The following is a 13095-nucleotide window of genomic DNA, read 5'->3' as shown; positions in this document are numbered from 1 at the left end:
CCCCCGGCCCTGCGCTGAACGGGTGACGGGCGCAATCGACAGTGGGTAGCAGAATGATTACGCTCTGCGTTCACCCGCCGTGCGCTCGTCCGCGAGCCCCGACCTTGGGATGGCCATGCCCCGGTTCAGCGTCATCGTCCCCGCCCGCGGCGTGCAGGGCTTCCTGCGCGACTGCCTGGACTCCGTACTGGACGAGTCCCACCGGGACGTGGAGCTGATCGCCGTCGACGACTGCTCGCCCGACGCCGGCGGCGCCATCATCGACGAGTACGCCCGCCGCGACCCGAGAGTGGTCCCCCTGCACCTGCGCCGCCCGTCCGGCGCCGGCCCGTCCCGCACCGCCGGCGCCGCCCTGGCCAGCGGCGACTACCTGCTCTTCCTCGACGGGGACGACATCCTGGCCCCCGGCGCGCTGGCCGCCGCCGACGCACGGCTGCGGGAGTGCAGCGACCCGGACGTCCTGCTCTTCGACCACGAACGGATGGACGTGTGGGAGCGGCGCAGCCCCAGCGGCGACGGCCCGCTCCTGGAGGCGGCGCGCGACGGGGTGTTCCGGGCCGCGCAGCGCCCCGGCGTGCTCGGCGTGGCGCCCGCCGCGTGGAACCGCGCGGTACGCCGCGACCACTGGACGGGCCGCGGGCTGTCCTTCGCCGACGGCCCGTACGAGGACGTCCCGTACGCGTACGAGAGCCTGCTGACCGCCGGGCGGATCGCGGCGCTGGACCGGGTCTGCGTCACCTGGCGCGAGCGGCGGCGCGGCAGCGCCGCGACCACGCCGGGGCGCCATCACTTCGTGGTCGTCGAGCGCTACGACGAGCTGTTCGCCCGGCTGGGCGACGGGCCGGCCGCGTCCGCCGTCCCGCTGCCGCTGCTGACCGTGCTGCACGCCCGCATGACCGACCGGCTGCTGGCCGTCCTCGACGACACCGACCGCATCCCGCCCGCCGACCGCGCCGCCTTCTTCCGCGCCGCGAGCGACTGCATCCGGCGGCACCGCCCGGCCGGCGCGCCGCTGCCCGCCGCGCTGCGCTCGTACCGCGCCTACCGGTCGCTGCACGGCGCGCGGGGGCTCCGCCGCGACCTGGCCAAGGAGCTGCGCGACCGCGGCGAGGCCGCGGCCCGCACGGCCCGGCGGCGCTACTACGGCCTGCGGCTGCACGCCCCGCTGGACGACGACCTCGTGCTCTACGGCGCCTACGGCAGCCCCGCGGCCGGCTGCAACCCGGCCGCCGTCGAGCGCAAGGCCCGCGAGATCGCGCCCCAGCTGCGCGGCGTATGGGCCGTCCGCGAGGGCGCGGGGGCAGCGGAGGGGGCGGGGTACGCCGTACCGGAGGGGGCCGACCGCGTCACCGTCGGCTCGCGCCGCTACTGGGAGGCGCTGGCCCGCGCCAGGTACCTGGTCACCGACGGGGACTTCCCCGGCGCGACCGGGCGGCCGGGGCAGACCTGCCTCCAGACCCACCACGGCACCCCGCTCCAGACGGTGGGCCTGGACGCCCGCCGCCATGCCGCCGCACCCGGCCCGAGCCTGAGCCGGCTGCTGGAGCACGCCGACCAGTGGGACTTCTGCCTCTCCGCCAACCAGCACTCCAGCGAGATCTGGGAGCGCGCCTACCCCAGCTCGTACGAGACGCTGGCCGCCGGGTTCCCGCGCAACGACCGGTACTTCACCGCCACGGCGGACGACGTGCGCGCGGCGCGGGCCGCGCTCGGCGTCCGGCCCGGCGCCACCGCCGTCCTGTACGCGCCCGCCCGCACCGACCCGGCCACCACCGCCCCGCCGCTGGACCTCGTCCGCCTCGCCGGGGCGCTCGGCCCGCGCTTCCAGCTCCTGGTCCGCGCCCACCCGCACCGCGGCGTGCCGGACCCCCGGACGGCCGCCCTCCGGGAGGAGGGCGCGCTGCTGGACGTCTCGGGGCACCCGTGCTTCGAGGACCTGTGCCTGGCCGCCGACGCGCTGCTGACGGACTTCTCCCCGGTGCTGTTCGACTACGCGGTCCTGGACCGGCCGATTGTCGTGCACACCGCGGGTTGGGACGCCGTCCGGCTCACCCGCGGCGTCTACTTCGACCTGCCGTCCGGGCTGCCCGGTGACACCCCCGGCGTGACCGCGCAGGACGAGGCGGCCATCGCCGGGGCCTTCCACTCCGGGCGCTGGGACGGCCCGGCGGCGGCGTCGCTGCGGTCCGCTTTCCGCAGCCGCTTCTGCCAGTACGACGACGGGCTGGCCGCCGAGCGGGTGGTGCGCCGGGTCCTGCTCGGCGAGGACGAGCTCCTGCCCGCGCTGCCGCCCGCCGAACGCCGCCCGGCTCCTTCGCCCCGCGCCGCCGAACGGGCCGCGGCCCAGCAGGACGGCGCCGGACTCACCCTCACGGGCCCCGGCGCCGTCGTCGTCTGACGGCTCGTCCGCGGCCGGCCGACGGCCGGTCAGCGGGATGCCGAGCGGCGCCGGGCGGCGACGACGGCCTTGGTGATGAACGGCGGCAGGACGTTGACGGCGATGCGGCGGGCCGGGCTGCGGCGCGCGCGGACGGCGGGGCGGGGCGCGGCGGCAGGGGCGGCTGCCCGAGGGGCGGCGGCCGCCCCCGTACCGCTCTGCTGCGCCGGCTTCCGGTGGCGGGAGACCGGGTGTGCCGGTTCCTTGGCGCTCTTCGCGCTCAGCCGGATCAGCGGCGCGCCGTTGACCTCCTGCACCTCGTGCCACACCCCCTCGCGGCCGGTCAGCCAGGCCAGCAGCGCGGCCTGTACGGGCGCGGGGTCGCCCCACGTGCCGTAGAACTTGGTCGGCGTGATGCAGATCGGTCGCAGCGCCAGGCCGGTGACCGCCTGCCAGGTGGCGGCGGCCACCCCGGGGCAGTGCTCGGCGCGGAAGTCGTCGAGGACGACGATGCCCTGGGGGGTGAGCAGGTCGCGGACCGTGACGATGTCGCCGTGCACGTGCTCGTACAGGTGCGAGGCGTCGATGTGCGCGAAGCGGCAGCTGCCCGGCTCGACGTGGTCGGCCACGACCGAGCTGAGCCCCTGCACGATCTCCGGCAGCTCGTCGTGGAAGGACAGGTAGTTGGCCTCGAAGGCGCGCCGGGTCAAGGTGGCGTAGGACTTCGCCATCTCCTTGACGTTGGAGGCGTCCTCGGCGGGCGAGTCGAACAGGTCGCAGACCGTGAACCGGTCGCCGGGGCGCAGCCGCGCGCCCATGAAGATGGCGCTCTTGCCCAGGTAGGCGCCGAGTTCGAGCAGGTCGCCCGGTTCGGACCGGTCCTTCTGGCGGGCCAGGAACCAGTCGAAGAGCAGCTGGTCGGCGGTGAAGAACCAGCCCTTCACGTCGGCCAGCCGGGCGGGGCGCGGGAGCTGCTCGGCACTGAGGTCTGCGGAGGGTGCAGTCATGTGCGGTCCGTCTCCAGACGGTCGGGGTGGGGGCGTCGTCGGCGTGGCCGTCATCGTGGGGCAGCAACGTGAACGGCAAGTGGCGTACGGCACAGCGTTCCCTTACGGTGCCGCGCCTGTTGCCGTACCCCTCCCCGCACCGCCGGGAGCGGTCACTTCACCGCGCCCGCCATCACGCCGGAGACGAACTGCCGCTGGAAGGCGAAGAAGACGGCCAGGGGGACCACCATCGACAGGAACGCGCCGGGTGCCAGTACGTCGATGTTGTTGCCGAACTGCCGTACCTCCTGCTGGAGCGCCACGGTGATCGGCGGGTCGCCGCTGTCCGCGAAGATCAGCGCGACCAGCAGGTCGTTCCACACCCACAGGAACTGGAAGATGCCCAGCGAGGCGATGGCGGGCCCGCCCAGCGGCAGCACCACCCGGGTGAACAGCCGCAGTTCGTTCGCGCCGTCCAGCCGGGCCGCCTCCAGCAGCTCGCGGGGGATCTCGGCGAAGAAGTTGCGCAGCAGGAACACCGCGAAGGGCAGGCCGAAGGCGGTGTGGAAGAGGATCACGCCGGGCGTCGTCTCGAACAGGCCGACCGCGCCGAACAGCTCGGCGACGGGGATGAGCGCGACCTGCACGGGCACGACCAGCAGGCCGACCACGACCATGAACCACGTGTCGCGGCCGGGGAAGTCCATCCAGGCGAACGCGTAGCCGGCCAGCGCGCCGATGGCGACCACCAGCACCGTCGCGGGGACGGTGATCAGCGCGGTGGTCAGCAGCGAGTCCATCACCTTGTCGTTCTCCAGCAGCCGGCTGTAGCTGGACCAGGTGAGCTGGGCGGGCTCGGCGAACACCCGCCACCAGCCGGACTCGGCGATGTCCTGCGGCGAGCGCAGCGAGGACACCAGCAGGCCGGCCGTCGGCATCAGCCAGAACAGCCCGACCAGGATCAGCGCGACCCGCAGGACGCCGCCGCCCGTGCGGGCCGCGATCCGGGCGGGCAGCGACTGCTTGGCCCGTACGACGCCGTCGGCGGTCGTCATCGGCTCCGCTCCTTCCGTAGGCGCCGCAGGTTGACGTACATCACCGGCAGCACGAGCAGCAGCAGGAACACCGCGATGGCGCTGCCGATGCCCTGGTCCACGTCCGTGCCGAAGGAGGACTGGAAGAGCTGGAGCGCGAGCACATTGGCGTCCTTGAGACTGGACCCCGGCGCGATGATGTAGACGAGGTCGAAGATCTTCAGCACGTTGATCATGAGCGTGACCAGCACGACGATCAGGACGGGCGCCAGCAGCGGCACCGTCACCCGGCGGAAGACCTGCCACTCGTTCGCGCCGTCCACCCGCGCCGCCTCCAGCAGTTCCCTGGGCATGCCCGCCAGCCCCGCCGCGATCAGCACCATCGCGAACCCGGCCCACATCCACACGTACGCGCCGATGATCGCCGGGGTGACCAGGGCCGGGCCGAGCCAGTTCACGCCGTTGTACGCGGCGGCGAAGTTCGACGCGGGCAACCGCAGCAGCGCGCCGTCGGCCCGGTCGGGCAGCGCGAACCGCCCGTCGGGCCCGGTGGTCGTACTGGCCACGGTCTTGCCGCCCTTGACCGCCTCGACCGTCACACCGGGCAGCCCCTTCTCGGACCGGTCCACGATGTTCGGGGAGCCGCCGCCACCGCGGGTGAAGTCCAGCCAGACGGTGCCGGTGACCTTGCCCGGCTCCGGGCGCGCCGCGGTCGCCGGGCGCGCGCCGCCCAGGTCGCCCGGCTGCACCGCGACGAGCGGAAGCTGCGCCGGGGCCCCCGCGCGCACCGGCTTCGCGGTGGTGTACGAGCCGCCGGACGTCGTCAGTCCGGCGTTGGGCCGCGGCTTGGCGCCGGGGTACGGCGCGGGCTCGGCGAAGGTGTCGTGGACGCCCACCCACACGGCGTTGGCCACGCCGCGCTCCGGGTCCTGGTCGTACACCAGCCGGAAGATGATGCCGGCGGCGAGCATGGAGATCGCCATCGGCATGAAGACGACCAGCTTGAAGGCGGTGCCCCAGCGGACCCGCTCGGTGAGCACCGCGAAGATCAGGCCGAGCGCGGTGGCGACGGTGGGGGCCACCACGACCCAGATGACGTTGTTCTTCAGGGCGATGCGGATCCGCTCGTCGGTGAACAGCTCGCCGTAGTTGCCCAGGCCCACGAAGCCGTCGCCCGACGCGTCGAACAGGCTCCGGTAGATCGAGAAGCCGATCGGGTAGACGACCAGCGCGCCGAGCAGGACGAAGGCGGGCAGCAGGAAGACGGCGGCGACCCAGGGGCGGGTGCCCGCCACTCTCCTGACCCGGCGCAGCGTGCCGGTACCCCGGCGGACCGGCCCGGCCGGCCCGCCCGCGGTCGCAGCGTTCATGGTGATGTCCCCCGGTCCCGGTCGATGCGGTCAGCGGCGGTGCGCATCCTGGTGCCGCCCGGTGCGCGGCCGCGGGCCCGCGCGGCCCGCGGTCGTACGTGCGCGCCGGGTCAGCGGCCGTACGCCTTGGCGGCGTCCTGTTCCAGCTTCTTCTGGGTGCCCGCGATGTCCTTCGGGTTCTTCAGGAAGTCCTGGAGGTCCTTCCACTCGCCCTGGCCGGGCTTGCCGCCGAACGCAGCCGGCGCCTGGTCGGACATGTCGAAGCGGAAGGCGTCGCCCGCCTTGATCAGCGCCTCGGCGATCTCGCGCATGGTGTCGTTGACGTACGCGGCCCGGTCCAGCTCCTTGTTGGGGGAGACGAAGCCGCCCGCCTGCGCCCAGATCTTCGCGGCGTCCGTGGAGGCGAGGAAGGTGAGCAGCGCCTGCGCGCCCTTGGTGTCCTTCAGGGCCACCGCCGCGTCGCCGCCGGTCACCACGGGGGACCTGGAGCCCACCGCGGGGAACGGGAAGACCTTGGCGTCCGTGCCGACCTTGGCCTTGGTCTGCGCGATGTTGGTGGCGGCGTAGTCGGCGGAGGAGACCATGGCGGCCTTCGGCTGGTCGCCGCTGAAGGTCTGGGTCACCGAGGTGGGGAACTGCGTCTGCAGCGCGCCGCTGTTGCCGCCGGCCAGCAGGCCGGGCGTGCCGAAGAGCCGGCCGAGCGCCGTCAGCGCCTGGGTGACGGACGGGTCCGTCCACTTGATCTTGTGCTGTGCCAGCAGGTCGTACTTCTCGGGCCCCGCCTGGGAGAGGTAGACGTTCTCGAACCAGTCGGTCAGCGTCCAGCCGTCCGCGCCGCCCACCGAGACCGGCGGCACACCCGAGTCGGCGATGGTCTGCGCCGTCTTGAGGAACTCCGCCCAGTCCTTCGGCTCGGCCACTCCCGCGTTCTCGAACGCCTTGGTGTTGTACCAGATCAGCGACTTGTTGCTGGCCTTGTAATACACGCCGTACTCGGTGCCGTCGTACGAGCCCAGCTCCCGCCAGCCCTTGGAGAAGTTCTTGGCGAGCTGCTCCTTGGCGGCGGTGCCCAGCGGTTTGAGCCAGCCCTTGCGTGCGAACTCGCGCAACACGCCGACCTGCGGCGGGAACGCCACGTCCGGCTGGCCGCCGCCGGCCACCTTGGAGCCGATGAAACCGGCCATGTCGTCGCCGCTGGGAACGTAGGAGACCGTGGCGCCGGTGCGCCTCTCGAACTCCTCCAGCACCTTCAGGAAGCTCGCCCGCTCCGGGCCGGTCCACACGGCCGCCACCTGGAGCTTCTGCCCGGTCAGCTTCGGCAGCTGGACGGAGACGCCGCCGCTGCTCTTGCCGCCGCCCTCGTTCTTGCCGCCGTCGCCGCCTCCGCAGGCGGTCAGTGCCAGCGCGCCCGCCACGGCCAGAGCCAGGGCGGCGCGGGCGGTCGTGGTGCCGCCGGTGGTCGCGGTGCGCGCTCCGGCGCGCCGTCTGCGTGAAGTGCCCATCCCCGTAAGCCCCTCCCGTGCGGTGCACTGAGCGCCGTCGGGCGGTCCCGCGCGGTGCGACGGTCCCGCCGCGGACAGTCCTACGCCCGGATTACCGGCCCCGCAATACCGCCTCCCGCGTCAACTGGCCTTTCGTGACCGGCCCGTTACCCCTCGCGTACACCTCGCGGGCGGGTTTCGCGCGGCGGCCGGGTGCCGGCTCTCAGAGCAGCGGCGGGGCGGCGGCCGCGCCGGAGGACTGGGCGGCCCGCTGGAGCGCGCTGGCCAGCAGGGCCAGGTCGGTGGGGCCGTTGCCCAGCTCGCGCAGCGGGCGGCGGGCCGGCGGATCGCCCATGCGCTCCCACTCCAGCGGTACGACCGTGGGGCGGAGCGTGGACGTCCGGGGTATCCGCCCGGTCACCCGGCCCGCCTGGAACGGCGTCGCGGAGGAGTCCGCCGCGCGGTGCAGCCGCCCGCGCCCCGGCGGCACCGGCTCGGCCCCGTCCGCCGCGGGGCCCAGTTCCACGCGCAGCCCGGCCAGCCGGTCCGTCGCGGTCTCCGCCGTACGGTCCGGGTGGCCGGTGGCCGCTATCAGGTGCACGCCGAGCGCCGCGCCCTCCCGGGCCACCGCCTCCAGCGCTCGCACCACCGAACCGGCCGCGGGCCGGCCCGTACTGCCGAGCGCCGGGGCGACCAGCGCGTCGAAGTCGTCGACCAGCACGAACAGCCGGGACATCGGCGCGGCCCGCGGCGCCTCGGCGGCGGGCCCGGACGCACTGCGCGCCCGCAGCCGCAGCGTCCCCTCCAAGGCGGCGTCCGGCCCGTCGGCGGGGGAGCCGGACGAGCCCTCGGCGGAGCGCCGGGGAGCCACTACGCGCGGCGCCGGGAGGTGCTTGGCCCGCCACTCGGCGAAGCCCGCACCGCCGAGTATCCCGGCGCGGCGCTTCAGCTCGGAGCTGAGCGCCTGTGCGAACTGCCGCATCCGGACCGGGTCGGAGGCCGTCAGGTGGGTGGTCACGTGCGGCAGGTCCGTGCACAGCCGCAGGCCCTCGCCGCGCTCCGGGCCCGCGCCGTCCACCAGGACCAGGGAGAGCAGGTCGGGGCGGTCGGCGGCGGCCAGCGAGGCGGCCAGCGAACGCAGCAGCTCCGTCTTGCCGCTGCCCTGGCCGCCCGAGACCAGCAGGTGGCAGCCGTCGGCGGCCAGGTCGGCGCAGAGCGGCCCGTGCGGGCCCGCGCCCAGCACGGCGGCGGCGCCCGCCCGGTCGGTGTCCGAGGCGGCGGCCCACCGGGCCATCAGCGAGGCCGGGGTGGCGCGCGCGAGGCCCAGCTCGTCCAGCAGCCGGGAGGTGTCCGGCAGCGGTACGGCCGCGCTGTGCGCCGGACGGCCGCCCAGGCCGCTGCCCGTGTCGGCCTCCCGCAGCGGCGCGAGGGCGCGCGCGAACCGCTCGGCCCAGGCGCCGGAGACCGCGTCGACCGCGGCGACCGTGCCGTTCGGGCCCGTGCCGGGCTGGACGACGCGCAGCGCCGTGGCGACGTCGCCGCTCAGCACGGCGACCGCGCCGCACTCGCCGAAGGCGGGCGAGGCCGTGCGGGCCGCGTCGTACGTCGCGGCGAGCGGGAAGGCGGGGGTGGCGGCGGGCGTCTCGGCCAGGCAGAGCACGTGGATGCCGGCCGCGGGGCCGTTCGCGGCGAGCCGGGCCGTCGTCTCGCGCAGCCCGGAGGAGCCGGGGTCGCCGTCCACGATCAGGAGGCTGTACGGGCCGCTGTAGCGCGCGGCGGCGGAGGCGACGGCGGGCCGGTCGGCGCCGGCCCAGTGGGGGCCCAGCGGGCCGTCGTCGAGCCGCCGTGCCAGCTCGGCGGCGCGGGCCGCGGCCTGCTCCTTGTCGTACGCCAGCAGCAGCCGGCAGTCCTGCGCGTGCGCCGGGCGCACCTGGGGGAGCCAGCCGAGCCAGGACCAGTCGGCCAGCCGGTCGTCGAGGGAGCGCGCGCGGTCCGCGCTGATCAGCACGATTTCGAGGGTGGCGGGGGAGTGCAGGGCGGCGAGCTGGGCGACGGCGGAGCGGGCCAGGCCGCCGAGCCGGCCGCGCGGCCCGGCGAGCCCCAGGGCGCCCGCCTTGCGCAGCGCCACGGTCACCGGCACGGCGGCACGGGCACCGTCCTGCGCGACCGTGCCGAGCCGGACGGTGAGCGCGTCCGGGTGGTCGGGGCCGCGCTCCCAGAGCCGGGGGCCGGGACCGAGCGCGGTCAGCAGGACCGTCGCGGGGTCGGGCCAGCGCTCGTCCGCCGCCTCGGGGCTCAGCGGCTCGCCCGCCGGGCCCGCGGGCTCGTACGGCCGCTCACCGGACGCCTCCCGCTGCGACTGGCGCTGCTGCTCCTGCCAGACGGTCGGCGCGGGCGCCGCCGTGGACCCTGGCTGCCCGGCGGCGGGCCGGGCGCCGGTCAGCCTGCGGGCCCAGGCGCCGAGGCCGCCCCGGCGCGCGGCCTTGCGGTCCGCCGCCTCGTCCGGGTCGCCGGAAGGGGCGAGGCCGTGCCGGCCGCCGTGGGTCTGCTCCGGGCCGCCGGCGTCCTGGGGGACGGGCGGGCCGAACGGGTCGCGGGGGCCGCCGTACGGGTCGTGCCGCGCGTGCTGTTCGAAGCGCTCCTGCGGGCTGCCGGGGAACGGGGTGCCGCGCAGCGGTGTGCCGCGGCGCCCCGGGCTGTCGTACGAGGCGGGCGGCTCCTGCCGGCGGGGGCCGCCGTACGGGCCCGAGGGGGCGTCCTGGTCGTGGGCGGCGGACCGGGCGCCGGGAACGGCCGCGGCGGCCTGGGGGGCCTCGGCGTCCTCCTGGGACACGCGCAGGTGCCCCTCGCCGTCGGGCGCGCAGGCCAGGGCCGGGTCGGGCACGGGCGGCGCGGCCTGGAGGCGCAGCGCGGACTCGCCGATGCGCAGCAGGGCGCCGGGCGGCAGCGGCACCGGGCGCTCGCCGACCTCGGCGCCCCCGACGGCCGTGCCGTTGGTCGAGCGGAGGTCGGCGACGAGCACCGAGCCGTCCGGCTCGACGGTCACCGCGCAGTGCAGCCGGGAGACGTCGGGGTCGTCGAGGGGCACGTCGGCGTCGCCGGAGCGGCCGACACGGATGCCGCCGGTGTGGCCGCCGTGCAGGAGGTGGACGCCCCCGGCGTCGGGCCCGGAGACGACGCGCAGCCGGGGCGTGCCGTGCGGCAGGCCGTGCGCGGGGGCGGGCCCCGGGGCGCCGAGGGAGAGCACCGCGCCGTCGATCAGCGGCGGTTCGCCGACGGCCGCGCGCTGCGGGTCCAGCCGCTCGCCGCCCGCGTACAGCACGACGGGGCCGCCGCCGGAGCCGCCCGCTGCCGAGCCGCTCCTGCCGCTGCCCACGCTGCCGCTGCCGCTCCCGCCGAGGTCGGCGCCGGACCCGGCGACGGCCGCCGCGAGGCCGCTCGCGACCGCGGCGAGCGCCGTCCCGGCGGGGGCGGTGACGAGCACGTCGCAGGCCCGCGTGGGGTGGCCGCTGCGCGGCCCGAGGACAGTCAGCCGGATCTGCATCGCCGTCAACGGTCCCTTCCGCCCGGACCGTTCGGCGGGGGCCCCGTGACCTCCCCCACCGCGCCCGGGCACTTCGGCACGTACAAGTCCCGGCGCGCACGTCTCGCGTCGCGCGCCGCACGCAGGCGGCGGAGCCCCCGCACCCCCGATCGCTTCCGTGCTGGGTGCATCCTCGCACCTGCCACTGACAACACGCCCGCCGACCGCCGATCAGTGATCTTGATCGGTCGGCCCTGGACGGGAAACCGCCTGATTGCGCAAGATGAACGGCCGATTTTCGATCATCATCGCTCGCTGTTCGGCCTGACGTGGACACCGATCCGGCGCCTCCCGCAACCTTCCGTCCCGAATGCGCGTCTTTCCCCCAAGCCCCGCCCGGCCGGGCCGCCGTACGGCGGGCACCGCGGCACTACAGTGGGGCGACGGGCCGCTGCGACCCACCGGCCCGGGCAAGGATCGATCACGACCAGGGAGCGCACGTGCGGCCGGTAGGCAGCAAGTACCTGCTTGAGGAGCCGCTGGGACGCGGCGCCACGGGCACCGTCTGGCGTGCCCGTCAGAGGGAGACGGCGGGCGCCGAGGCCGCGGTGGCCGGCGAGCCGGGCGAAACCGTCGCGATCAAGGTCCTCAAGGAGGAGCTGGCGCACGACGCGGACGTGGTGATGCGCTTCCTGCGGGAGCGCTCCGTCCTGCTGCGGCTGACCCACCCGAACATCGTCCGCACCCGCGACCTGGTCGTCGAGGGCGATCTGCTCGCCCTGGTCATGGACCTCGTCGACGGCCCCGACCTGCACCGCTACCTGCGCGACAACGGCCCGTTCAGCCCCGTGGCGGCGGCCCTGCTCACCGCCCAGATCGCCGACGCGCTCGCCGCCAGCCACGCCGACGGTGTCGTACACCGCGACCTGAAGCCCGCCAACGTGCTGCTCGCCGGGTCCGGCGACGACGACACGGCCGAGCTGCACCCGATGCTCACCGACTTCGGCATCGCGCGCCTCGCGGACTCGCCCGGCCTGACCCGTACCCACGAGTTCGTCGGCACCCCCGCCTACGTGGCGCCCGAGTCCGCCGAGGGCCGCCCGCAGACCTCCGCCGTGGACATCTACGGCGCCGGCATCCTGCTGTACGAACTGGTCACCGGCCGTCCGCCGTTCGGCGGCGCCAGCGCGCTGGAGGTCCTCCACCGCCATCTCAGCGAGGAGCCGCAGCGCCCCGGTTCCGTCCCCGAGCCGCTGTGGACGGTCATAGAGCGCTGCCTGCGCAAGGAGCCGGGCGAGCGGCCCAGCGCCGAGAACCTGGCCCGCGCCCTGCGCACCGTCGCCGCGGGCGTCGGCGTGCACGCGACCCCGGCGCAGGCCGAGGCCGCGCTCGGCGTCGCCGCGCTGCTCGCGCCGGACCCGTCCCCCGCCTCCGTGCCCGGCACCGGCACCGGCGGCTCGGGTGACGCCGACCCCACCCAGGTGCTGCCGGCCAACGCCGGTACGTACGACCCGGCCGCGGCGACCAGCGTGCTGCCGTCCACCAACGGCCGCGACGGCGCGGACGCCGCACCGACCCGCGCCATGCCCCCCGTGCCGCCGGGCCCGCCCGGCGGTCAGCCCGACGGGCCGCACCCGTGGGAGTCCCAGATGCGGGCCGCCCGGGACCGCAACGAGCAGACGCAGTACCTGGACCCCGGCGAGGACCCGCTGCGCCGCCGCCCGCAGCGGCGGCCCGTGCAGCCCCAGCAGCCGCAGCAGCGCCCGCCGCAGCCGCAGCAGCGCTCCCGGCAGGCGCCGCCGCAGTACCAGCAGCAGGCGCCCGCGCCGTACCAGCCGCCACAGCACCAGCCGCAGCAGGCACCGCGCCGGCAGCAGCCGCCGCCCCGGCGCTACGAGCCCGAGCGGCCGCCGGAGCGCGAGCCCAGGCCGCGCCGCGAGCCCCGGCAGCGCAGCGCCAACCCGATGCGCATCCCGGGCCTGGGCTGCCTCAAGGGGTGCCTGTTCATCGTGCTGATCCTGTTCGTCGGCGGCTGGGCCGTCTGGGAGTTCTCCCCGCTCCAGGAGTGGATCGGCACCACCAAGGGCTACTTCGAACAGATCGGCGACGTCATCGGCGGCGTCCGGGACTTCTTCAGGGACGCCGGCAACTGGTTCAAGTGACGGCGGGGGCGCCGGGCCGGGTGACGGCCCGGCCGCGCCGTACGCCCGCGTCGCCGCGCACACCGGTGCGACCAAGGAGATTTGTCGACTTCCAGGGGGCGATTTCCCCCACAGAAGTGATGCACGGGCCCATCCTGGGCACGGAACCCCCCGGCACCCGCG

Annotated in this window: 7 protein-coding genes; 2 read left to right on the top strand and 5 right to left on the bottom strand. The window is 75.8% G+C overall.

The window, feature by feature from the left end; genetic code table 11:
- The first annotated feature begins 115 nt into the window (after positions 1-115).
- Positions 116-2398, top strand: coding sequence for a CDP-glycerol glycerophosphotransferase family protein (locus ACH4K4_RS34890; RefSeq protein WP_398173205.1), 2283 nt, complete (start codon positions 116-118; stop codon positions 2396-2398).
- Positions 2399-2427: 29 nt separating this feature from the next.
- Here ACH4K4_RS34890 and ACH4K4_RS34885 read toward each other — a convergent pair whose 3' ends face one another.
- The 5 genes from ACH4K4_RS34885 to ACH4K4_RS34865 form a co-directional block, all read right to left on the bottom strand.
- Positions 2428-3384, bottom strand: a complete 957-nt coding sequence (locus tag ACH4K4_RS34885; RefSeq protein ID WP_398173203.1) for a class I SAM-dependent methyltransferase — start codon at positions 3382-3384, stop codon at positions 2428-2430.
- Positions 3385-3536: 152 nt separating this feature from the next.
- Positions 3537-4418, bottom strand: a complete 882-nt coding sequence (locus tag ACH4K4_RS34880) for a carbohydrate ABC transporter permease (RefSeq protein ID WP_398173201.1) — start codon at positions 4416-4418, stop codon at positions 3537-3539.
- The gene (locus tag ACH4K4_RS34875) at positions 4415-5767 is read right to left on the bottom strand and encodes an ABC transporter permease subunit (protein ID WP_398173199.1); all 1353 of its coding nucleotides are present in this window, start codon (positions 5765-5767) and stop codon (positions 4415-4417) included. Before ACH4K4_RS34875 ends, ACH4K4_RS34880 begins: the two co-directional genes overlap by 4 nt.
- Positions 5768-5877: 110 nt before the next feature.
- A complete protein-coding gene (locus tag ACH4K4_RS34870; protein ID WP_398173197.1) occupies positions 5878-7269 on the bottom strand; it encodes an ABC transporter substrate-binding protein in 1392 nt (463 codons plus the stop codon).
- 202 nt (positions 7270-7471) lie between these two features.
- The gene (locus ACH4K4_RS34865; RefSeq protein WP_398173195.1) at positions 7472-10792 is read right to left on the bottom strand and encodes an FtsK/SpoIIIE domain-containing protein; all 3321 of its coding nucleotides are present in this window, start codon (positions 10790-10792) and stop codon (positions 7472-7474) included.
- A 479-nt stretch (positions 10793-11271) separates the two neighbouring features.
- Here ACH4K4_RS34865 and ACH4K4_RS34860 point away from each other — a divergent pair, with 479 nt between their 5' ends.
- Positions 11272-12933 (top strand): serine/threonine-protein kinase, encoded by a 1662-nt coding sequence (locus ACH4K4_RS34860; RefSeq protein ID WP_398173193.1) that lies wholly within the window; start codon positions 11272-11274, stop codon positions 12931-12933.
- Positions 12934-13095 lie beyond the last annotated feature (162 nt).

This window comes from Streptomyces sp. NPDC017529, from assembly GCF_044329785.1.
Classification (GTDB): Bacteria; Actinomycetota; Actinomycetes; order Streptomycetales; family Streptomycetaceae; genus Streptomyces.
The sequence above is the reverse complement of the archived record's forward strand: the minus strand, read 5'-3'. Positions and strand labels throughout refer to the sequence as shown.

Coding starts and splice junctions, on each gene's coding strand:
- ACH4K4_RS34875 (WP_398173199.1), bottom strand. CDS start 5,767: ATGAACGCTGCGACCGCGGGCGGGCCGGCCGGGCCGGTCCGCCGGGGT.
- ACH4K4_RS34865 (WP_398173195.1), bottom strand. CDS start 10,792: ATGCAGATCCGGCTGACTGTCCTCGGGCCGCGCAGCGGCCACCCCACG.
- ACH4K4_RS34890 (WP_398173205.1), top strand. CDS start 116: ATGCCCCGGTTCAGCGTCATCGTCCCCGCCCGCGGCGTGCAGGGCTTC.
- ACH4K4_RS34885 (WP_398173203.1), bottom strand. CDS start 3,384: ATGACTGCACCCTCCGCAGACCTCAGTGCCGAGCAGCTCCCGCGCCCC.
- ACH4K4_RS34870 (WP_398173197.1), bottom strand. CDS start 7,269: ATGGGCACTTCACGCAGACGGCGCGCCGGAGCGCGCACCGCGACCACC.
- ACH4K4_RS34880 (WP_398173201.1), bottom strand. CDS start 4,418: ATGACGACCGCCGACGGCGTCGTACGGGCCAAGCAGTCGCTGCCCGCC.